The 21,244-nt window shown below is 72.6% G+C and carries 16 protein-coding genes and 1 pseudogene; 9 read left to right on the top strand and 8 right to left on the bottom strand.

The window, feature by feature from the left end; translation table 11 throughout:
* Positions 1-30: 30 nt before the first annotated feature.
* Entirely contained in the window at positions 31-699 is a 669-nt protein-coding gene (gene hpf, locus FHX71_RS19520) for a ribosome hibernation-promoting factor, HPF/YfiA family (RefSeq protein ID WP_182619132.1), read from the bottom strand.
* A gap of 200 nt (positions 700-899) precedes the next feature.
* Positions 900-1,730, bottom strand: coding sequence for a ComF family protein (locus FHX71_RS19515; protein WP_312877139.1), 831 nt, complete (start codon positions 1,728-1,730; stop codon positions 900-902).
* 169 nt (positions 1,731-1,899) lie between these two features.
* Between FHX71_RS19515 and FHX71_RS19510 the strand changes: the two genes are divergently transcribed.
* Positions 1,900-3,162 (top strand): winged helix-turn-helix domain-containing protein, encoded by a 1,263-nt coding sequence (locus tag FHX71_RS19510; RefSeq protein ID WP_182619131.1) that lies wholly within the window; start codon positions 1,900-1,902, stop codon positions 3,160-3,162.
* A gap of 25 nt (positions 3,163-3,187) precedes the next feature.
* Complete coding sequence (locus tag FHX71_RS19505; RefSeq protein WP_246403340.1) at positions 3,188-4,927, top strand: cation:proton antiporter domain-containing protein; 1,740 nt, start codon at positions 3,188-3,190, stop codon at positions 4,925-4,927.
* A gap of 17 nt (positions 4,928-4,944) precedes the next feature.
* Here the strand turns inward: FHX71_RS19505 and mnhG are convergent, their stop codons facing one another.
* The 6 genes from mnhG to FHX71_RS19475 are packed head-to-tail and all read right to left on the bottom strand — an operon-like array spanning position 4,945 to position 11,581.
* Positions 4,945-5,292 carry a monovalent cation/H(+) antiporter subunit G gene (mnhG, locus tag FHX71_RS19500; RefSeq protein ID WP_182619130.1) on the bottom strand — a complete coding sequence of 116 codons (348 nt, stop codon included), beginning with the start codon at positions 5,290-5,292 and terminating at the stop codon, positions 4,945-4,947.
* A 2-nt stretch (positions 5,293-5,294) separates the two neighbouring features.
* A complete protein-coding gene (locus FHX71_RS19495; protein WP_246403339.1) occupies positions 5,295-5,699 on the bottom strand; it encodes an MrpF/PhaF family protein in 405 nt (134 codons plus the stop codon).
* The gene (locus FHX71_RS19490; RefSeq protein WP_312877138.1) at positions 5,696-6,340 is read right to left on the bottom strand and encodes a Na+/H+ antiporter subunit E; all 645 of its coding nucleotides are present in this window, start codon (positions 6,338-6,340) and stop codon (positions 5,696-5,698) included. The genes FHX71_RS19495 and FHX71_RS19490 overlap by 4 nt, the downstream gene beginning before the upstream one ends.
* 14 nt (positions 6,341-6,354) lie before the next feature.
* Complete coding sequence (locus FHX71_RS19485; RefSeq protein WP_182619129.1) at positions 6,355-8,019, bottom strand: Na+/H+ antiporter subunit D; 1,665 nt, start codon at positions 8,017-8,019, stop codon at positions 6,355-6,357.
* Positions 8,016-8,534: a Na(+)/H(+) antiporter subunit C gene (locus FHX71_RS19480; RefSeq protein WP_182619128.1), complete on the bottom strand. Its 519-nt coding sequence runs from the start codon at positions 8,532-8,534 to the stop codon at positions 8,016-8,018. Before FHX71_RS19480 ends, FHX71_RS19485 begins: the two co-directional genes overlap by 4 nt.
* The gene (locus tag FHX71_RS19475; protein ID WP_312877137.1) at positions 8,531-11,581 is read right to left on the bottom strand and encodes a Na+/H+ antiporter subunit A; all 3,051 of its coding nucleotides are present in this window, start codon (positions 11,579-11,581) and stop codon (positions 8,531-8,533) included. Before FHX71_RS19475 ends, FHX71_RS19480 begins: the two co-directional genes overlap by 4 nt.
* A 310-nt stretch (positions 11,582-11,891) precedes the next feature.
* Here FHX71_RS19475 and secA point away from each other — a divergent pair.
* From secA to rpmE, 7 genes and pseudogenes are all read left to right on the top strand, one after another.
* Positions 11,892-14,385, top strand: a pseudogene (gene secA / locus FHX71_RS19470) (preprotein translocase subunit SecA); the annotation flags it as partial.
* Positions 14,386-14,684: 299 nt separating this feature from the next.
* Entirely contained in the window at positions 14,685-14,846 is a 162-nt protein-coding gene (locus FHX71_RS30345; protein ID WP_425566319.1) for an SEC-C metal-binding domain-containing protein, read from the top strand.
* A gap of 254 nt (positions 14,847-15,100) precedes the next feature.
* The gene (locus FHX71_RS19465) at positions 15,101-16,393 is read left to right on the top strand and encodes a homoserine dehydrogenase (RefSeq protein ID WP_182619126.1); all 1,293 of its coding nucleotides are present in this window, start codon (positions 15,101-15,103) and stop codon (positions 16,391-16,393) included.
* Between the two features lie 69 nt (positions 16,394-16,462).
* Complete coding sequence (gene thrC, locus FHX71_RS19460; RefSeq protein WP_182619980.1) at positions 16,463-17,521, top strand: threonine synthase; 1,059 nt, start codon at positions 16,463-16,465, stop codon at positions 17,519-17,521.
* On the top strand, positions 17,521-18,537 hold the full coding sequence (gene thrB, locus FHX71_RS19455) for a homoserine kinase (protein ID WP_182619125.1): 1,017 nt from the start codon (positions 17,521-17,523) through the stop codon (positions 18,535-18,537). Before thrC ends, thrB begins: the two co-directional genes overlap by 1 nt.
* Positions 18,538-18,889: 352 nt before the next feature.
* On the top strand, positions 18,890-20,743 hold the full coding sequence (gene rho, locus FHX71_RS19450; RefSeq protein ID WP_220490329.1) for a transcription termination factor Rho: 1,854 nt from the start codon (positions 18,890-18,892) through the stop codon (positions 20,741-20,743).
* Between the two features lie 124 nt (positions 20,744-20,867).
* A complete protein-coding gene (rpmE, locus tag FHX71_RS19445; protein WP_119142620.1) occupies positions 20,868-21,086 on the top strand; it encodes a 50S ribosomal protein L31 in 219 nt (72 codons plus the stop codon).
* Positions 21,087-21,244 lie beyond the last annotated feature (158 nt).

Genomic DNA, 21,244 nt, shown 5'->3' with positions numbered 1-21,244 from the left:
CACCGGGCCGGCGGCCCGGTCAGGCCTCGGCTACGCCAGGTCGGTGACCGGGGCGCCGCCGCACGGGTTGTCGAGCTGGATCACACCGAACGACCAGCCCTTGCGCTTGTAGAGCACCGACGGACGCGACGTCTCCTTGTCGATGAAGAGGTAGAAGTCGTGGCCCACCATCTCCATCTCGTAGACCGCGTCGTCGAGGGTCATCGGGTCGGCGTGGTGCAGCTTCTGCCGGATCACGACCGGCGAGTCGCCGATCGTCGTCTCCACGGAGTCACCCGGCTCGGCCAGCGCCGCCGGGGTCGAGATCTGGGGCTCGGGTCCGCTGGTGGAGCCGCCGTCGGTCAGGATCTCGTCGAGCGGGCGGACGTCCACAGGTGCGAGCACCTTGTTGTTCCGGTGGTCCTTGCGACGGTCCCGGGCTCGGCGCAGTCGTTCGTTCAGCTTGTCGATGGCGAGGTCCAGGGCGCCGAAGCGGTCGTCCGCCGCAGCCTCGGCGCGGATCACCGGACCCTTCGCGCGCAGTGTGAGCTCGACGCGCTCGCGGCTCTCCGAGAGCCGCGGGTTGTTCTCGTGCGTGACCTCCACATCCACCCGGCGTACGTAGGGGGACAGCAGCTCCACCTTGGCGAGCTTGTCCTCCACGTGCTGGCGAAATCGATCTGCCACGTCCGTGTGCCTGCCGACAACGACAATTTCCATGTGCGTATCTCCGCTCCGGGAACACTGGGCCACGCCGTCCCTTGCCGGCGGCGTGCGCCCGTCTCTACTGGGTCTGGCACCCCCTGCTGGTGCCGGGCACGAACCACCTCCCGTCGCGTGCGGCCGGCAGCTTCGTCGGCCCTCTGATCCTGCGTGGGACGTTCAGGCTAACTCTGTCGCCTGAGTAACGACAGTCCCAATCAACGGTGAACAGGACGACACAGATCTGTCACACTTTCAGGTTCAGATCCGTACGTCGCTTTCACCCCTTCTGCCATCGCGCGGCGCTCGGCGGCCCGTGCGCCGGGGGCCGGGGTCGCTGCCAGCACGGTTGCTCCGAGCACGTCGTGCCCGCACCCTTCGAGGGCCCGTTCGACGGCGGCCAGGGTCGCACCCGTCGTGAGGACGTCGTCGACAAGAATGCACACGGATCTTTTCCCGAGTGCTCGGGCGCCGCGTCTCGTCATGCGGACGGAACCCGCCAGGTTGCGGCCGCGGGCCCGCGCGCCGAGGCCCACCTGGTCCCGTCCAGGACCGGTGCGGGTGAGGGCGGGCACCAGGTGTGCCGGCACCCCGGCGTCGCGCAGGCCGCCCGTCACGGCCCGGGCCAGGACGGCCACCGGCTCCCGGCCGCGCGCCCGGCGTGCCGCGCCCGTGGAGGGCACGGGCACGACGGCGAGCGGGCCGTGGGCCGCGGAGACGGGCGCGGGGGACTGCACCGGACCCAGCGCGGGCCCGAGGCGCCTGACGGCCCGCCGCAGCGCCGGCGCGAGGAGGCGGTCCAGGTCGGCCCGCCCGCGGTCCTTCCAGTGCACGACGACGTCGCGCACCGGCCCCGCGTAGGGCGTCAGGGCCCACACCGGCACGGGCGGGACGCCGTCGAGCCGGTCGAGCCGTGGCGCGCCCCGCTCGACCCGGCTGAACGGGCCCGCCAGGAGGGCCGCGCAGCGGGCGCACCAGCGCACGTCGGGCTCACCGCACGGACAGGCGACGGGCAGCAGCAGGTGAGTGAGCTCGCGGACGGGATGCACCCGCCCACCCTGCCCCGGGCCGCGCGGAGGCGCCGGTTGTCCACAGCCCCGCCCACCCCCACCCACCCCACCCACCCGTGTCAGACGTACAGGTCCCCCGGGGGACCTGTACGTCTGACACGTGGGGGTCCGGGAGGGCAGTGTCAGTGGTGCGCGGCAGGATGGGCCCGTGCAACCGATCTCGCTGTCCCTCGACCAGGCCCGCCGCGTCGCCGTCGCCGCCCAGGGCCTGCATCGCCCGCGCACCGACGGGCCGCGCACCATGCGGCACGTCCAGGGGGTGATCGACCGGCTCGGCCTGCTCCAGATCGACTCGGTGAACGTGCTCGCCCGGGCGCACCTGCTGCCGCTGTTCTCGCGGCTCGGCCCGTACGACACCGACCTGCTGGACCGGGCGACGACGTCGGGCAGGCACGCGCGCCGGACGTCGGCCGCGGCCGTGGCCGGCCGCCGGCTCGTGGAGAGCTGGGCGCACGTCGCGGCGTACGTGCCCCCGCACGCCTGGCCGCTGCTGGCGTTCCGGCGGCGCTGGTTCGCCGAGGAGTACGACTGGAAGGAGCTGGACGGCGTGCGGCTGCCCGACGCGCCCCAGGTCCGCGAGGTGCACGACCTCGTGGCCTCCGAGGGGCCGCTGTCGGCCTCCCAGATCCACGACCGGTTCGTCTCCGAGGGGCGCTCGGTGCGGCGCAAGCGGGGCACCTGGTGGGACTGGAGCACCGAGAAGCGCGTGGTCGAGCACCTGTTCTTCACCGGTGAGGTGGTCTCGGCGGGGCGCAACGCGCAGTTCGAGCGGCTCTACGACCTGCCGGAACGCGTGCTGCCGGCGTCGGCCCTGGTGGAGGTGCCCGAGGCCGAGGCCAAGAAGGCCCTGCTGGAGCTCGGCGCGCGGGCGCAGGGGATCGGCGACGCGCGCAGCATCAAGGACTACTACCGGCTCAAGGGGCCGGTCGCGGACCGGGCGCTGGCCGAGCTCGTCGAGGAGGGCGTGCTGGTGCCCGCGCGCGTGGCCGGCGGGCCGGAGAAGTGGTTCCTGCACCGCGAGGCCGCCCGGCCGCGGCGCGCGGCGGGGCAGGCCCTGCTCGCCCCGTTCGACCCGCTGGTCTGGGAGCGCACCCGGCTGGAGCGCCTGTTCGGCATGCGGTACCGCATCGGCATCTACACCCCGGCCGCCCAGCGCACCGACGGGTACTACGTGCTTCCGTTCCTGGAGGACTCGCAGCTCACGGCGCGCGTGGACCTCAAGGCAGACCGCGCCGCGGGCGTGCTGCGGGTGCAGTCGGCGCACGCCGAGCCGGTGCTGACGGACGCGACCCCGGCCCGCCTCGCGCACGAGCTGCACGCCATGGCGCGGTGGCTCGGGCTGGCGGGCGTGACCGTCGAGGACAAAGGCACCCTTTCACCCGCACTGCGAGCCGCCGCAGCCGTTTCGTGAAACACGCGCCAACTAAACTCGGGGCATGGCGACCGCTGCGATCTTCCTGGTAGCCACGGTCGCGGCCGGGCTCGGGGCGGTGCTGCTCCGGCTGCCGCCGCTGGTCGGCTTCCTGGTGGCCGGGTTCGCGCTGCACGCGGCGGGCGTCCAGGAGCCGGCCTACCTGGAGACCGTCGCCGACCTCGGCGTGACCCTCCTGCTGTTCGGCATCGGCCTCAAGCTCGACGTCAAGACGCTGCTGCGCCGGGACGTCTGGTTCACCACCGTCGCGCACCTGCTGGTGAGCGTCGCCATCGCAGTCGGGTTCCTCGGCCTGCTCGGCGTCGTCGGGTTCTCGATGCTCAAGGGCGAGGGACTGGGCGTGCTCGCCCTGCTCGGGCTCGCCCTCTCGTTCTCCTCCACGGTGTTCGTGGTCAAGGTGCTCGACGGCCGCTCCGACCAGTCGGCCCTCTACGGCCGCATCGCCATCGGCGTGCTGGTCATGCAGGACATCATCGCCGTCGTCTTCCTGTCCGTCTCCTCCGACCACCCGCCGAGCCCGTGGGCCTTCGCCCTCGTGCTGCTGTTCCCGGCCGCCTGGCTGCTGCGCAAGGTCTGGTCGAAGGTGGGCCACGGCGAGCTGCAGGCGCTGTTCGGCGTGGCCGTCGCGCTCGGCCCCGGCTACGCGCTGTTCGACGCCGTCGGGCTCAAGGGCGACCTCGGCGCGCTCGTCATGGGCATGCTGCTGGCCGGGCACCCCGCCGCCACCGAGCTGTCCCGCAACCTGTTCACCGTCAAGGAGCTGCTGCTCGTCGGCTTCTTCGTCTCGATCGGGTTCTCCGGCGAGCTCACGTGGCAGGCCGCCGCGGTCGGGCTGCTCCTGCTCCTCATGCTCCCGCTGCAGGCCGTTGTCACGGCCGTGCTGCTGCGCCTCATGCGGCTGCGCAAACGCACGGCCATCCTGTCCGGGCTGGTGCTGGCCAACTACTCCGAGTTCGGCCTCATCGTGGTCGCCGTCGGCTCCCAGACCGGCCTGCTGCACGACGAGTGGCTCGTGGTGCTGGCCGTCGCCGTCGCCGCCAGCTTCGTGCTGTCCTCCGCGATCAACACCCGCGGCAACGAGTTCGCGATGTCGCTCGCCAGGCGCTTCCCGTCCAAGCCCAACGAGTGGCTGCACCGGGAGGAACGGCTCATCGACGTGTCCGGGGCCGAGGCGCTCGTGCTCGGCATGGGCCGGGTCGGCCGCGGTGCCGTCCGCCAGCTCCGCGACGACTACGGCATGGACGTCGTGGGCGTCGAGCACGACCCGACCCGGGTCATCACCCTGCGCGCCGAGGGCTTCACCGTGGTGCAGGCCGACGCGACGGACATCGAGTTCTGGGGCCGGGTGCGCAGCGCCGGCGCCGTCCGCCTCGCGATCCTCGCCATGCCGTTCCACGCCGCCAACCTCATCGCGCTGTCCCAGCTCCGCGCGAGCGGCTTCGAGGGCACCGTCGCCGCCGTCGCGCGATACGACGACGACGCGGCCGAGCTCGAGCGGCACGGCGCCGACGCCGTGTTCCACCTGTACGGCACGGCCGGCCTGGCCCTCGCCGACGAGGCGGCCGAGGCGGCGCTCGGGTACGACGCCGCCGAGCGGCTGCGCGACGCTCAGGCCGAGCGGCGGTCCGCGGCGTCGTCCGACGGCGAGCCGGGTGTCAGCGAGCCGAGTGACAGCGAGCCGGACGTGACCGAGCCGGACGCGAGCGGGTCGCCGACGAGCGGCGAGCCCGTCACGCGCGGCTGAGCCGCCTGAGCCTGAGCTCAGCGGCCGCCCTTCCCGGCGGGGAAGGCGTCCTCCTCGGTGTTCATGAGCGCCGGGTCCACGCAGCGCGTGCGCAGCCCGGCCCGGCCCACCATGTACGCGGCGACCGGGGACGTCATGAGCTGGAAGATCGCGACCAGCAGGAGCATGGTCGCCGAGCCCCGGTCCTGGAGCCGCAGCGCGACGCCGGCCAGCAGGAGCAGCAGGCCCAGGACCTGCGGCTTGGCCACGACGTGCATCCGGGAGAGCAGGTTGTCGAAGCGCACCACGCCCACGCCGGCGGAGAACGAGAAGAAGGCGCCGAGCAGCAGGCAGACGGCGGCGGCGATGTCGGTCACGGCGGTCATGGTCATGACTCCTTCCCTCCGGTGGCGTTCGCGGTACCGGTGCCCGGCGCCGGCTCGGACTCCGAGCCGGCCACCCCGGAGCCGTTGGGCCCTGGGCCGACCGAGGTCGGCCGCGGCCCGGACCGCTGGGTCGCGCTGCCGTTCTTGTCCGGCTCGACGGCGGCAAAGCGCGCGATCGTCACCGACCCGATGAACCCGACCAGCGAGAGCACCACGAGGATGGGCACGGACTCGGTGCGGCGCGAGATGGCGGCCTCGACCGCGATGGCGCCCACGAGGACGGTGGTGAGCACGTCGAACGCCACCGTCCGGTCCAGCATGGTGGGCCCTCGTTCGATCCGGACCACCGCGAGCAGCGCGCCCACGGCGAGAAGGGCGGTCGCGACCACCCCGACGGCGACCATCATCGGCGTTCCTCCTTCTGCGGTGCGGACTCGTGCGGTGCGGAGGTCTTCGACGCGTACGGGGCCAGCCCCACCCGGGTGAGCTCGGCGCCGGGCGCGAAGGCGCGCAGCACCCGCGCCTCCAGGTCTTGCGTGGCGTCGCGGACGCCCTCGGGCCCGCCGGACGCCGCGATGTCGAGCACGTGCAGCCGCAGCGTCCGGGACGGCCGGTCCAGGTCGATCACGAGCGTGCCCGGGACCAGGGAGGACAGGCCGGCGGTCGTGGCGATGAACAGGTCGGAGTCGGAGCGCAGCCGTACCGAGACCAGCGCGCCGTGCGGCGTCGAGCCCCCGCGGGCCTGCCGCCTCGGGACCACCGCCGTCCAGGCCACCTGGAACGACGCGAGCACCAGGTCGCCCACGAACCGGCCGAGCAGGTGCAGCAGCGGCCCGGGCCGCACGGTCGCGCCGGTGCCGATGGGCGGCAGCGGGAAGGCCAGCGCCACGAGCGCGCCGAGCACCGCCCCGGACAGCACGTTCCCGAACGACAGGTCGCCCCACAGGAGCACCCAGAGCAGCGCGCCCACCACCATCGTGGGCCACAGCGTCACGAGCCGGCGCAGCCGGCGGCGGCGCGGCTTCCCGGCCTGGTCGGTCTGTCTCACGGCAGTGTCGGTGTTCACGGCCCGACCTCCACGGTGTCGTCGTCGGTGACCTTGTTCGACTCGCCGGTACCCCGCGGCGCGCCGTCGGGGAACACGGCCTCGATGTAGGTGTGCCCGTCCATCACGGACTCGGCCGCCCGGTCGGCGTAGTCGTAGAGCGGGCCGGCGACCACGGTCAGCCCGACGCTGATCGCGACGAGCGCCGCCGTCGGGCCGACCATGCCCCAGGGCAGGGGCGTCGGCTCGGGCAGCTTCTCGGGGCACGGCTGCCAGAACGCCTTGTTCCAGGCCCGGACCACCGCGTAGAGCGTCAGCAGCGAGGTGACCACCGAGCCGACGACGAGCACCCAGGCCAGCGCGGAGCCGTCCACGACACCGGCCTCCAGCAGGCCCACCTTGCCCAGGAACCCGGACAACGGCGGGATACCCGCCAGGTTCATCGCCGGGACGAAGAACAGGATGGCCAGCCCGGGGGCCAGGGTGGCGAGGCCGCCCAGCCGGTCCAGCGACGTGGTCCCGGTGCGGCGTTCGATGAGCCCCACCACCAGGAACAGCGCCGTCTGCACGGTGATGTGGTGCACCACGTAGAAGATGGCCGCCGCGGTGCTCGCCTGGGTGGCGAGCGCGACGCCGAAGATCATGTAGCCGATGTGGCTGACCAGGGTGAACGACAGCAGACGTTTCACGTCGTCCTGCGCGACCGCGCCCAGGATGCCGACGATCATCGTGGCGAGCGCCAGCACGAGCAGCACAGTCTCCAGCGCCTCGTTCCGCGGGAAGAGCAGCGTCTGGGTGCGCAGGATCGCGTACACGCCGACCTTGGTGAGCAGGCCCGCGAACACGGCGGTGACCGGTGCGGGCGCCGTCGGGTAGGAGTCCGGCAGCCACGCGGACAGCGGGAAGATGGCGGCCTTGATGCCGAACGCGAGCAGCAGCAGCGCCTGGATGCCGAGCCGGACGCCGGGGTCGACGTCGGGCAGGCGCTCGGCGAGCTGCGCCATGTTCACCGTGCCGGTGGCGGCGTAGACCAGGCCGACGGCGACGAGGAACACGATCGAGCTGAGCAGCGCGACGACCACGTAGACGCTGCCCGCCCGGATGCGCTCGACGGTGCCGCCGAGGGTGAGCAGCACGTACGAGGCGGCGAGCAGGATCTCGAAGCCGACGTACAGGTTGAACAGGTCGCCGGCGAGGAAGGCGTCGGCCACGCCCGCGGCCAGGATGAGGAACGTCGGGTGGAAGATCGCCACGGGCAGCACGTCGCGGCGCGTGTCCTCGTCGGCGTCGGGGTCCTGCGCCTCCAGGGCCTCGCGCAGGATCTTGGTGTCCTTCGTGGCGGGCGCCGTCCGGTCGTTGCCGTCGGCGATGCCCTGCGCCATCGAGTAGAGCAGCACGCAGAGCAGGACGACGCCGCTGACCAGCAGCATCAGCGCCGAGAGGGGGTCGGCCACGAGGTTGACCCCGACGGGCGCGGCCCACCCGCCGACGTCGACCACGACGGGCCCGTCCTTGGCGGCGACCACGAGTCCCGCCGCGGCGGCCACCACGACCGACAGGGCGACGACGGAGATGATGCGCTGCGCGCGGTCGAACTTGTGCAGCGCCAGGGCGAGGCCCGCGGCGAACAGCGGGACCAGCACGGGCAGGGGGACGAGGGTCTCGACGGTCCACAGGTTCATGCGCCGTCACCCCCGCGTGCCCCGGGGCCGGGCGGTGTGGCGGGGTCCGGGAGAGCGACCTCGTCCCGCACGGCCACGGCCTCCTCGTCCAGCGTTGAGCCGGACTCCTCGGCGTCGCTGTCGGCGTACGACGGCGCGTCCGCGTCGGCGAGCCGCGCGATACGGGTGTCCTCCAGGTCGTCCTGCACCTCGTCGTGCCCGTGCAGCTGCCACGAGCGGTAGGCCATGGCCAGCACGAACGCGACCAGGGCGAGCGTGATGACGATGGACGTCAGGACCATGGCCTGGGCCAGCGGGTCGCTCATGGGCTCCGCGGTCTCCGCGCCGGTGATGGGCGGCGCTCCCGCCCGGCCGCCGGCCACCAGGATCGCGAGGTTGGCCCCGTTGCCCATCAGCACGAAGCCGAGCAGCACCCGGGTCAGCGAGCGTTCCAGCAGCAGGTACACGCCTGAGGCGAACAGCACGCCGACGGTCAGGAGCAGCGCCCCGGAGGGCACGGTGTCGAGCACGATCATGCGCCGTCACCTCCCTGGCGGACCTCGACGCGCCGGCGTTGGCCGATCGACCAGGCGAAGGGTTCCGCCTGCCGGTCGAGCTCGGCGCCGAAGGTGCGCAGGATGTCGATGACCAGGCCGATGACCACGAGGAACACTCCGACGTCGAAGAACAGGCTGGTGACGAGGTGGACGTCGCCGATCAGCGGCACGTGCAGGTCGAGGATGGTGCTCTCGAGCGCCTCCTGCCCGGCGAGCAGCGCCACGAGACCCACGCCCGCCGACAGGAACAGCCCGGTGCCGAGCACGAGGCCGGGGTGCACCGGCGCCGCCTCGCCCAGCTCGAACCGGCCGCCGGCCAGGTAGCGGACGGTGAGGGCGAGGCCGGCCACGAGGCCCGCCGCGAACCCGCCGCCCGGCGCGTTGTGCCCGCTGAACAGCAGGAACAACGCGAACAGGATCATGGGGTAGAAGATGACGCGGGTCAGCACCTCGAACAGCATCGAGCGCTGCCCGGGGTCGAGCGTGGGCCCGGCGAGCAGCCACCTGCCCTGGCGGGCGGGCTGGGCGGCCGCGCTGTCGCCGGGCTGGACGGCCTGCGGGTTGGCCGCGCGGTCGAGGCGCAGGACGTCGCCGCTGCGCTGGCGCAGGAAGACGAGCGACGCGACGCCGGTCGCGGCCACCAGGAGCACCGAGATCTCGCCCACGGTGTCCCAGGCGCGGATGTCGACGAGCGTCACGTTGACGATGTTGTGCCCGCCGCCGAACGTCTCGGCCTCCACGGGGAAGTCGACCGAGACCGGGACGTGCACGCGGATCAGCGGCGCGGCGGCGACGAACGCCATCACGACCAGGCCCGTCATCACGCCGATCGCGAGCCGCACCCAGCGGCTCGCCGCCAGCGGCCGGTCGGAGAAGTACGGGGGCAGGCGGCGCAGCACCAGGACCATGACCACCAGGGTCAGCGTCTCGCAGAGCACCTGGGTCAGGGCTAGGTCCGGCGCGCCGTGCAGCAGGAACAGGGCCGCGTTGCCGTAGCCGGCCACGCCCGCCAGGATCACGGCCTTGAGCCTGCGGCGGGCCCGCGCCGTCAGGATCGCGGCCAGCACGACCACGGCGACGATAACGAGCTGGGCGGGCCGGTCCCACGGCACCAGGGCGAACGGGCCGAGGTGGAGCACGCCGTCGCGCCCCACGGCGTCGGCCGCGACGGGCAGGCCGCCCGGGTTGCCGACCAGGCCGAAGGCGAGCGCGAGCCCGGGGCCGACGGCGAGCGTCACGAGGATCACGCCCAGGTAGAAGGGCAGGGAACCGCGCTGCGTGCCGGCCGTGACGTCGCTGGCCAGGCGGTCCAGCTTGCGCATGAAGCGGCGGTAGAGCACGTCGGCGCCGTCAGGCGACCACAGGGACTCCTGCAGCCGCTCGATCCGGGCCCGCTGCCAGAAGGCGAGGCCACCGGCCAGGAACACGGCGACGGTGATCGCGAGGGCGGGCGTGAAGCCCTCCCAGAGCGCGAGGTGACCCGGGTCGCCGGCGGGGTAGGTGTTGGCGTACGGGGCGAGCAGCTCCTGGCCGACCTGGGGCACGAGGGCCACGACGAGGCCGAGCACCGCCAGGACCAGCGGCGGCGCGACCATCCAGAACGGCTGCGGGTGGATGGTGCCGGGTGCGACCTCGGGCGCGGCGGCGGGCGGCGTCGTCGTCGGCGTCGTGCCGGGGGCCGCGCCGTGCGCCGTCGCGACCTCTCGTTCCGGGAGCCCCGCCGAGGCGGGCAGGCGCGGCTTGAACGCGCCCCAGAGGAAGCGCAGCCCGTACGCGACGGTGAGCGCCGAGCCCACCGCGACCACGACCGTCATGACCCGGCCGAGCACGTCGCCGTCGTGCTCCCAGGCCACCAGGGCGGCCTCCTTGGCGACGTATCCGGCGAACGGTGGCAGCCCGATCATCGAGGCCGTCGCGAGGGTGGCGGCCAGGGCGGTGACCGGCAGCCGTCGTCCGACGCCGGCGAGCTTGCGCAGGTCACGGGTGCCGGTCGCGGCGTCGACCACGCCGACCACGAGGAACAGCGACGCCTTGAACATGGCGTGCGCGCCGAGCAGCGCCAGGCCCGCCAGCGCGGTGGCCCGCGTGCCGTAGCCCAGCAGCAGCGTGAGCAGCCCGAGCTGGGAGACCGTGCCGAATGCGAGGACCAGCTTGAGGTCGTGCTGCTTGAGCGCGCGGTACCCGCCCAGCAGCAGCGTGGTGCCGCCGAGCACGAGCACGACCGTGCGCCAGGCCGTGAGGTCCGAGAACGCGGGGGCGAACCGCGCCACCAGGTAGATGCCCGCCTTCACCATGGCGGCGGCGTGCAGGTAGGCGGACACGGGCGTGGGCGCGGCCATCGCGGCGGGCAGCCAGAAGTGCGTGGGCACAAGGGCGGACTTGGTGGCCGCCCCGGCCAGCAGGCAGACGACGGCGACGGTCACGGCCGGCCCGGTCGGCGGGTCGGCGATGACGGCCGACACGCTCCAGGTGTCGGCGGCGACCCCGAGGATGACGACGCCGACCAGCATCGCGAGCCCGCCCGCGGTGGTCACGACCAGCGCCTGCATGGCGGCCCGCCGCGACGACGTGCGGTCCGCGTAGTGGCCGATCAGCAGGTAGGAGAACACCGTGGTGAGCTCCCAGAACACGAACAGCAGGAGCATGTCGTCGGCGGTGACGAGGCCGGCCATCGAGCCCGCGAACGCGACGAGGAACCCGCCGAACCGGCCCAGGCCGCGCGCGTCCTTGGCGAAGTAGGAGCTGCAGTACAGCAGCACGAGGGTGCCGACCGCGCCGACGATCAGCAGCATGAGCCACGACAGCGAGTCGAGCCTCAGGTCGACGGCGAGGCCCAGCGCGGGGATCCACTCCAGGCGTTCCGTGGGTGTCTCGCCGGCGTACACGGCCGACGTCTGGGACAGGGCATACGCAGCGGCCCCTGCCGGGCCGAGGGCGAGCACCCAGAAGGCGCGTCGTCCGAGGCGGTCGACGAGGGCAGGCGCGAGAAGAGCAAGGATCCCGTGAGCGAGGAGTACCAGAAGCACGTCCGCTCCGTCCTGTCAGGGCTCGTGGACAGGACGTCGTGCCAGGGGTACCGGGAGCGAACCCGGGGTCGAGCACTGGACGGCTGGCCGCGTGAGCGCGGGCGGGTGGGCGATGTGACCACTCTATCCGGTGTCGGTCTCCGGTTCGTCACGAGAAGCCCAAGGTGGGCGCAGGAACCGCAGGCTTCCCGTAATCGTTACCCCGAGAGCGAACCCCGACGGTCCGTCGTCGGCCCTGGGACCCCTGCCCAGGTTTACGGCCTACGATGGGCGACGGCGAAAAACTCGACGACGACCTGGGAGAACCCGCGTGTCCATCCTCGACAAGGTCCTTCGCATCGGCGAAGGACGTGTCCTGAAGAAGCTGCACTCCGTGGCTGAGCAGGTCAACCGCTTGGAACCCAGCTTCGCCGAGCTCAGCGACACCGAGCTGCGCGAGGAGACGGCCCGCTTCCGCGAGCGTCTCGAGCACGGGGCGAGCCTCGACGAGCTCATGCCGGAGGCGTTCGCGGCGATCCGCGAGGCGGCCCGCCGCACGCTCGGCCAGCGGCACTTCGACGTGCAGATCATGGGTGGTGCGGCGCTGCACCTCGGGAACATCGCCGAGATGCGCACCGGTGAGGGCAAGACGCTGGTGGCGACGACCGCCGCGTACCTCAACGGGCTCTCGGGCGACGGCGTGCACGTCATCACCACCAACGACTACCTGGCCAAGTACCAGGGCGAGCTGATGGGCCGCGTCTTCCGGTTCATGGGGATGACCACCGGTGTCATCCTGTCGGGCCAGACGCCGGCGCAGCGCCGCGAGATGTACGCCGCGGACATCACCTACGGCACGAACAACGAGTTCGGCTTCGACTACCTGCGCGACAACATGGCGTGGTCGACCGACGACCTGGTGCAGCGCGGCCACAACTTCGCGATCGTCGACGAGGTCGACTCGATCCTCATCGACGAGGCGCGGACCCCGCTGATCATCTCCGGCCCCGCGGCCGGCGACGCGAACCGCTGGTACACCGAGTTCGCCAAGGTGGTGGTGCGGCTGGTGCCGACCGTCGACTACGAGGTCGACGAGAAGAAGCGCACCGTCGGCGTGCTCGAGCCGGGTATCGCGAAGATCGAGGACTACCTCGGCATCGACAACCTGTACGAGTCGCTGAACACGCCGCTGATCGGCTTCCTGAACAACGCCATCAAGGCGAAGGAGCTGTTCAAGCGCGACAAGGACTACGTCGTGCTGAACGGCGAGGTCATGATCGTCGACGAGCACACGGGCCGTATCCTCGCGGGCCGCCGCTACAACGAGGGCATGCACCAGGCCATCGAGGCCAAGGAGGGGGTGGAGATCAAGGCGGAGAACCAGACGCTCGCCACGATCACCCTCCAGAACTACTTCCGCCTGTACGGCAAGCTCTCGGGCATGACCGGTACGGCCGAGACCGAGGCCGCCGAGTTCCAGGGCACCTACAAGCTCGGCGTCGTCCCCATCCCGACGAACAACTCGCCGCAGCGCCTCGACCAGCCCGACCTCGTCTACAAGAACGAGGACGGCAAGTTCAACGCGGTGGTCACCGACATCGTGGAGCGGCACGCCTACGGGCAGCCGGTCCTGGTGGGCACCACCAGCGTCGAGAAGTCGGAGCTCCTGAGCGCCAAGCTGAAGAAGGCCGGCGTGCCGCACAACGTGCTCAACGCCAAGGAGCACGAGCGTGAGGCCGCCGTCGTCGCGATGGCGGGCCGCAAGGGCGCCGTCACGGTCGCCACGAACATGGCCGGCCGCGGTACCGACATCATGCTCGGCGGCAACGCCGAGTACCTCGCGGTCGCCGAGCTCGCCGAGCGCGGCCTCGACCCGGTCGAGACGCCCGAGGAGTACGAGGCCGCCTGGCCGGAGTCGCTGGAGAAGGCGAAGGCGCGCGTCGCCGCCGAGCACGACGAGGTCAAGGAAGCCGGCGGCCTGTACGTGCTGGGCACCGAGCGCCACGAGTCCCGCCGCATCGACAACCAGCTCCGCGGCCGTTCCGGCCGGCAGGGCGACCCGGGCGAGTCCCGGTTCTACCTGTCGATGCAGGACGACCTGATGCGCCTGTTCAACTCCGGCCTCGCCGAGTCGATGATGAACCGCGCCGGGTTCCCGGACGACATGCCGCTGGAGTCCAAGATGGTCACGCGCGGCATCATGTCCGCGCAGGGCCAGGTGGAGTCCCGCAACTTCGAGATCCGCAAGAACGTCCTCAAGTACGACGACGTCCTGTCCCGCCAGCGCACCGTCATCTACGCCGAGCGCCTGCGCGTGCTCGAGGGCGAGGACCTCGGTGACCAGGTGCAGCACTTCCTCACGGACACCATCACGGAGTACGTGACCAACGCGACCGCCGACGGCACGCCCGAGCAGTGGGACCTGGACGCCCTGTGGACGGCGCTCAAGGCCGTCTACCCGGTGTCCCTGACCCCGGAGGAGATCGCCGACGAGGCGGGCGGCATCGACCGGCTCACCGGCGACATGCTGCTGGAGGAGATCCTGTCCGACGCGCGGGTGGCCTACCAGGCGCGCGAGGACGAGCTCTCCGCCCCGGCCATGCGCCAGCTCGAGCGCCGCGTGGTGCTCTCGGTGCTGGACCGCAAGTGGCGCGAGCACCTCTACGAGATGGACTACCTCAAGGAGGGCATCGGGCTGCGCGCCATGGCGCAGCGCGACCCGCTGGTCGAGTACCAGCGCGAGGGCTTCCAGCTCTTCCAGGCCATGACCGACGCCATCAAGGAGGAGTCGGTCGGGTTCCTGTTCAACCTCGAGGTCACGGTGCAGCAGCCGGGCGCGGAGCAGGTCGAGGACGGCGGCCCCGAGCTGCCGGCCGCCGGTCCGGTCCCGCCGCGCGGCCGCCTGGGCACGGGTCAGCCGGACGCCCCGCCCACCACGCAGATCCCGGTGGTCCAGCCCGCCGCCGCCCCGCGGCAGGGGCAGCAGCCGCCGCCCCCGCGCCAGCGCCGTGCGGCGGGTGCGGCCACCGAGCCGATCCTGCTCGCGAAGGGCCTGGACGCCCCGGCCCAGCAGCAGCCGCTGACGTACTCGGCCCCGAGCGAGGACGGCTCGGGCTCGGCGTTCATGCAGTCGTCGGACGGCGCGCGCCGCCGGGCGTCCCTGCACGGCGAGGCCACGGCCGCCACGAGCGACGGCCGCACGTTCCCGGGCACGCCGCGCAACGCGCAGTGCCCGTGCGGCTCGGGCAAGAAGTACAAGGTCTGCCACGGGGTCAACGAGGCCTGACCGCCCCTGCCGGCCCCGGCCCCGCGCCGAGGTAGAACCGCAGCGAAGTAGAACTGCAGCGAGATAGAACCGCAGCGAGGTAGAACGCCGGCCGGCGTCCTACCTCGCTGCGGTTCTATCTCGGTGAGACGAGCGCGGGCGTGAGACAGGGCGCCCGCATGTCGGACGCTCCGGTTACCCTGGTCGCAACGTCCCGACCCGTGCGGAACCGCACCGGGAGCGGACTGTTCCCCGAAGACGAAAGCAGGATCGCTGTGCCTGTCCCCGAGCCCGCCCGCGGGCTGCGTGTCGCACTGCTGGGCTGTGGCGTCGTGGGCACCGAGGTGGCCCGGATGCTGCTGGAGCAGGGCACCGATCTCGCCGCCCGCGCGGGCGCCCCGCTGGAGCTCGCCGGCATCGCGGTGCGCGACGCGAGCCGCCCCCGCGACGCCGCCATCCCGCCCGCCCTCCTGACCGAGGACGCCGAGTCGCTCGTCGACGGCGCGGACATCGTCGTCGAGGTGATGGGCGGCACCGAGCCGGCGCGCGCCCTGCTGCTGCGGGCGATCGAGGGCGGCGCCGCCGTCGTCACCGCCAACAAGGCGCTGCTCGCGGCCGACGGCCCCACGCTCTACAAGGCGGCCGACTCCGCGGGCGTCGACATCTACTACGAGGCCGCCGTCGCGGGCGCCATCCCCATCGTGCGGCCGGTCCGGGAGTCCCTGGCGGGCGACCACGTGCGCCGCGTCCTGGGCATCGTCAACGGCACCACCAACTACGTGCTGGACCAGATGGCCACCACGGGGCTCGACCTCGACGAGGCCGTCAAGCAGGCGCAGGACCTCGGCTACGCCGAGGCCGACCCCACGGCCGACGTCGAGGGCTACGACGCCGCGGCCAAGGCCGCGATCCTGGCCAGCCTTGCCTTCCACACCCGCGTCTCCGCGGACGACGTCGCCCGCGAGGGCATCACGGGCGTCACGTCCGCCGACGTCGCCTGGGCCGCCCGCACCGGCCACGCCGTGAAGCTCCTGGCCATCGCCGAGCAGACCGGCGAGGGCGTGTCGGTGCGCGTGCACCCGGCCCTCGTGCCGCTGGAGCACCCGCTGGCGGGCGTGAAGGGCGCGTTCAACGCGATCTTCGTCGAGGCCGACGCCGCGGGCCCGCTCATGTTCTACGGCCAGGGCGCCGGCGGCCGGCCGACGGCGTCCGCGGTGCTCGGCGACGTCGTCTCGGCGGCGCGCCACCGCGTGCTCGGCGGCAAGGGCCCGCAGGAGTCCATCTACGCGGCCCGTCCGCTGCTCCCGGCGGACGCCGCCGTGACGCGCTACCAGGTACGCCTGCTGGTCGCCGACCTGCCGGGCGTGCTCGCCCAGGTCGCGGGGGTCGTGGGCGACCACGGCGTCTCCATCGACACCGTGCGCCAGACCGGGCCCTCCGAGGGCACCGCCGAGCTGCTGCTGACCACCCACGCCGCCCGTGAGGCGTCGCTGGCCGCGACCATCGCGGCCGTGCGCACGCTCGAACCGGTCCGTGAGATCACGTCCGTCCTGAGAGTCGAAGGCTGAACCGTGCCCGTGCTGCCCGCTGAACCGAACGTCCCCTCCGCCGGCTCCGGCGCCCGGCCCACCTCGCGCCTGTGGCGCGGCGTGGTCACCGAGTACGCGGACCGCCTGCCCGCCCACCTCCAGCAGAAGATCGTGACGCTGGGCGAGGGCGGCACGCCGCTGGTGCCCGCACCGGCGCTGTCCGAGCGCACGGGCGCCGACGTCTGGGTCAAGGTCGAGGGCATGAACCCGACCGGCTCGTTCAAGGACCGCGGCATGACGGCGGCCATCTCCGCCGCCGCCGGGCGCGGTGCGCGGGCCGTGGTCTGCGCGTCGACGGGCAACACCTCGGCGTCGGCCGCGGCGTACGCGACGCGCGCCGGGATGGTCTGCGCGGTGCTCGTGCCGGAGGGCAAGATCGCGATGGGCAAGCTGAGCCAGGCGGTCGCGCACGGCGCACGCCTGCTGCAGGTGGACGGCAACTTCGACGACTGCCTCGTGGCGGCCCGCAAGCTCGCCGACACGCACCCCGTCGAGCTCGTCAACTCGGTGAACCCGGACCGGATCGAGGGTCAGAAGACCGCCGCCTTCGAGATCGTGGACGCCCTGGGCGACGCCCCGGACATCCACCTGCTGCCGGTCGGCAACGCCGGGAACATCACGGCGTACTGGAAGGGCTTCACCGAGTACGCCGAGGCGGGGATCGCGACGCGGACCCCGGCCATGTGGGGCTTCCAGGCCGCGGGCGCCGCGCCCATCGTCAATGGCCACCCGATCGACGACCCGGACACCATCGCCACCGCCATCCGCATCGGCAACCCCGCCTCGTGGGAGCTGGCCGAGCAGGCCAGGGACACGTCGGGCGGCGTCATCGAGGCCGTGACGGACGAGCAGATCCTCGCCGCGCACCGCATCCTGTCCGCCGAGGTCGGCGTGTTCGTCGAGCCGGCGTCCGCCGCCGGTGTCGCGGGCCTGCTGGCCCGGCACGAGCGCGGCCTGGTGCCCGAGGGCGCGCGCATCACCATCACGGTGACCGGCCACGGGCTCAAGGACCCGGGCTGGGCGCTGCGCACGCCCGACGGCGGAGAGGTGGAGCCCGTGCGGGTGTCCGCCGACGTCGTCTCGATCGCCGACGCGCTGTCACTCTGATGCAGCTCGGCGCCGACCACGTGCGGGTCCGGGTGCCCGCGACGAGCGCGAACCTCGGTCCCGGCTTCGACTCGCTCGGCCTCGCGCTCGCCCTGTACGACGAGGTCGAGGTGCGCCTCGTGGCGAGCCCCGACGTGGTCGTGGAGGTCGAGGGCGAGGGCGCCGGGGAGGTGCCCCTGGGGGAGGACCACCTGGTGGTGCGCGCCCTGCGCCGCACCATGGACCTGGCCGGCGCCGTGCCGACCGGCATCCACATGACGTGCCACAACGTCATCCCGCACGGCCGCGGCCTCGGCTCGTCGTCGGCCGCCGTCGTCGCCGGGATCGTCGCCGCGCGCGCCCTCCTGGCCGACCCGCGAGCCATCGACGCCGCCACCGTCCTGGGGCTGGCCACCGAGTTCGAGGGGCACCCGGACAACGCGGCGCCCGCGATCCAGGGCGGCGCCACGGTCGCGTGGACCACCGACGACGGCCCGCGCGCCGTCGGGCTGGACATCGACCCGGCGATCGAGGCCACCGTGCTGGTGCCCGACGCCCGGCTCGCGACCGCTCGCGCCCGCGCCGCCCTTCCGGCGCGGGTGTCGCACGGCGACGCCGCCTTCACGGCGGGCCGTGCCGCCCTCCTGGTGGAGGCCCTGGCCCGGCGTCCGGAGCTGCTGTTCGACGCCACCGAGGACCGCCTGCACCAGTCGTACCGCGCGGGTGTGCTCGGGGCCTCCAGCGAGCTGCTCCGCGCGCTGCGCGACGTGGGCGTCCCGGCCACCGTCTCGGGCGCCGGGCCGACCGTCCTGGTGCTCGCCGGGCCGGAGCACCGGGCGGCCCGCGACGCCGTCCTGCGGGACCTCGTCGACGACACAGCGGGCTGGCGGCGGCTGAGCCCCGGGATCGATCTGACGGGGGCGCGCGCCCGGAGGATTACCGGTAACACGGGTGCGCTATCGTCCGGCTCGTCGGGGGCGAACAGAAGTCATGTCGGACCAGGATCACCAGCAGTACGGGGTGGTAGTATGCAGTGAACCTTCGGGATAGCACGTCCTGAGCCAGGTGGCGGGAACTCGGATACAGCATCGGTTCCCCACCGCCTACCAAGTGACAGTCTCAGCCGCTCAGCCGTGCCCGTAGCAGGCCGTGATCTACGGCCACCGCATCTCGCGAGAAGGCAGACAACGCCCCCGTCAGCCGTCTTCGTCGTACCACTGATGCGAGGTTTTCCGCGTTCCGGCCGTTCGGCGCCGGGCGCCCACTATCCCGCGGCCCGCGACAGGCGACCAGCCGCAGTTCGAGGGGGAAGGGTCCTTCGTGACAGACACCACTGAAAACGCTCAGTCAGCCACCGGCCGTGCGGCCGGGACCGGAGCGCTGAGCAGCATGCGCCTCGCCGAGCTCCAGGCACTGGCCGGCGACCTGGGCGTGAAGGGCACCTCCAGGATGCGCAAGAGCGACCTCGTGGACTCGATCCGCGAGAAGACGGGTGGCGCGACGAAGCGCCCGGCCCGTGCCGCTTCGGTCCAGGAGCAGCCCGTGATCGACAAGCCTGCCCGTAGCGAGGCGCCGGTCGCCGCCGCCGAGGTCACCGCCTCGGGTGTGCGCGCCGACGCGAGCACGGACGCCGAGAAGGCCGCCCGTCTCGCCCAGCTGGCCGACGCCGTCGCCGCGCCGCGGGAGCAGAACGGCCGCCGTCGTGGCGCCGGACAGGGTGCCGCCGACGGCACCGCCGACAAGTCCGCCGAGGACAAGGGCCGCAACGGCCAGTCCGCCAACGGCCGGAGCGCCCGCGGCAACGAGCGTGCCGCCGACCGCGGCGCCGAGCGGTCCGAGCGTGCCGCCGCCGCCCGGACCGCCGAGCGCACCGCCGACCGCGGCGCGGACCGCACCGCCGACCGGGCCGCCGCCGGCGGCGAGCTCGACGACGACCGCAACTCGCGCCGCCGCCGGGGCCGTGACCGGGGCCGGGACCGCAAGCGCGGCCGCGGCCGCACGGGTCCGGACGTCGCGGGTCTCGAGAACGTCGAGGTGCGCGAGGACGACGTGCTGCTGCCCGTCGCCGGCATCCTCGACATCCTCGACAACTACGCGTTCGTGCGGACCTCGGGCTACCTGCCGGGCAACAACGACGTCTACGTGTCGCTGAACCAGGTCAAGAAGGCCGGCCTGCGCCGCGGTGACGCCGTTGTCGGCGCCGTCCGCCAGCCGCGCGAGGGCGAGGAGCCGCCGGCGCAGCCGACCGGGCGCAACGCCAAGGTCAACAAGTTCAACGCGCTGGTCCGCCTGGACTCCGTGAACGGGATGACCCCGGACGAGGCCCGCGAGCGGCCCGAGTTCACCAAGCTGACGCCGCTGTACCCGCAGGAGCGTCTGCGCCTGGAGAACCCCGAGGCCACCAAGCTCACGCCGCGCGTGATCGACATCGTCGCCCCGATCGGCAAGGGCCAGCGCGGCCTCATCGTCGCGCCGCCCAAGGCCGGCAAGACGCTGATGATGCAGCAGATCGCCAACGCGATCTCGCTCAACAACCCTGAGGTCCACCTCATGGTCGTGCTGGTCGACGAGCGCCCGGAAGAGGTCACCGACTTCGAGCGCTCGGTCAAGGGCGAGGTCATCTCCTCGACCTTCGACCGGCACGCGTCCGACCACACGCTGGTCGCCGAGCTCGCCATCGAGCGCGCCAAGCGCCTCGTCGAGCTGGGCCAGGACGTCGTGGTGCTGCTCGACGGCATCACCCGCCTGTCGCGCGCCTACAACCTGGCCGCCCCGGCGTCGGGCCGCATCCTGTCCGGTGGTGTGGACGCCGCGGCGCTCTACCCGCCCAAGAAGTTCTTCGGCGCCGCGCGCAACATCGAGGACGGCGGCTCGCTGACCATCCTCGCGACGGCTCTCGTCGAGACCGGCTCGAAGATGGACGAGGTGATCTTCGAGGAGTTCAAGGGCACCGGCAACATGGAGCTGCGGCTCTCGCGGTCCCTGGCCGAGAAGCGCATCTTCCCGGCGATCGACGTCAACGGCTCGAGCACGCGGCGCGAGGAGATCCTCATGTCGAAGGACGAGCTCGCGATCGTCTACAAGCTGCGCCGCGTCATGGGCGCGCTCGACCAGACGCAGGCCGCCGAGCTGTTGCTCGGACAGCTCAAGAAGACCAAGACCAACGTCGAGTTCCTGCTGCACGTGCAGAAGACGACGCCGGGTGGTCTGACGGAGAACGAGAACGTCGGCGAGACCGTCTGACCCACGTCACACCCCACTGCCTCGCCGATCAGGGCGAGGTAGTGGCACAATTACTGGCTGGCTCGCTGGTTCACGTCCTCGCGGTTCTGCAGGGCGACCCAGTGGCATCTCACCAAGGAGCAACATGAGGGCTGGAATCCACCCCGAGTACGTCGTCACCCAGGTCACCTGCACCTGTGGCAACACCTTCACGACGCGTAGCACCGAGACGTCCGGCAAGATCAGCGCCGACGTCTGCAGCGCCTGCCACCCGTTCTACACGGGCAAGCAGAAGATCATGGACACCGGTGGCCGCGTGGCCCGGTTCCAGGCGCGCTACGGCAAGAAGGCCGCCGACAAGTAGCGACTCCGCAGCGCCGGTGGTCCGGTCCGACAACCTCTCCAGGGGCAGTCGGGCGCCGGACCACCGGCGCTGTTGCTTTGCCCGGACCCCCCAACCCGCCCCGCTGAGTGCGGGATATTTGCCCTCCTGAGGCTCTGAAAAGGGCGAATACCCAGCAC

The sequence above is a fragment of the Promicromonospora sukumoe genome (genome assembly GCF_014137995.1).
GTDB classification, from domain to species: Bacteria; Actinomycetota; Actinomycetes; order Actinomycetales; family Cellulomonadaceae; genus Promicromonospora; species Promicromonospora sukumoe.
This window is presented reverse-complemented; position numbering and strand designations above follow the sequence as displayed.

What these genes read in the sequence shown, in the direction of transcription:
- hpf (WP_182619132.1), bottom strand. Translation starts at nt 699, where the DNA reads ATGGAAATTGTCGTTGTCGGCAGGCACACGGACGTGGCAGATCGATTT.
- FHX71_RS19505 (WP_246403340.1), top strand. Translation starts at nt 3,188, where the DNA reads ATGGCGACCGCTGCGATCTTCCTGGTAGCCACGGTCGCGGCCGGGCTC.
- mnhG (WP_182619130.1), bottom strand. Translation starts at nt 5,292, where the DNA reads ATGACCGCCGTGACCGACATCGCCGCCGCCGTCTGCCTGCTGCTCGGC.
- FHX71_RS19495 (WP_246403339.1), bottom strand. Translation starts at nt 5,699, where the DNA reads ATGATGGTCGCCGTCGGGGTGGTCGCGACCGCCCTTCTCGCCGTGGGC.
- FHX71_RS19485 (WP_182619129.1), bottom strand. Translation starts at nt 8,019, where the DNA reads ATGAACCTGTGGACCGTCGAGACCCTCGTCCCCCTGCCCGTGCTGGTC.
- FHX71_RS19480 (WP_182619128.1), bottom strand. Translation starts at nt 8,534, where the DNA reads ATGATCGTGCTCGACACCGTGCCCTCCGGGGCGCTGCTCCTGACCGTC.
- FHX71_RS30345 (WP_425566319.1), top strand. Translation starts at nt 14,685, where the DNA reads ATGCAGTCGTCGGACGGCGCGCGCCGCCGGGCGTCCCTGCACGGCGAG.
- thrB (WP_182619125.1), top strand. Translation starts at nt 17,521, where the DNA reads ATGCAGCTCGGCGCCGACCACGTGCGGGTCCGGGTGCCCGCGACGAGC.
- rho (WP_220490329.1), top strand. Translation starts at nt 18,890, where the DNA reads ATGCGCCTCGCCGAGCTCCAGGCACTGGCCGGCGACCTGGGCGTGAAG.
- rpmE (WP_119142620.1), top strand. Translation starts at nt 20,868, where the DNA reads ATGAGGGCTGGAATCCACCCCGAGTACGTCGTCACCCAGGTCACCTGC.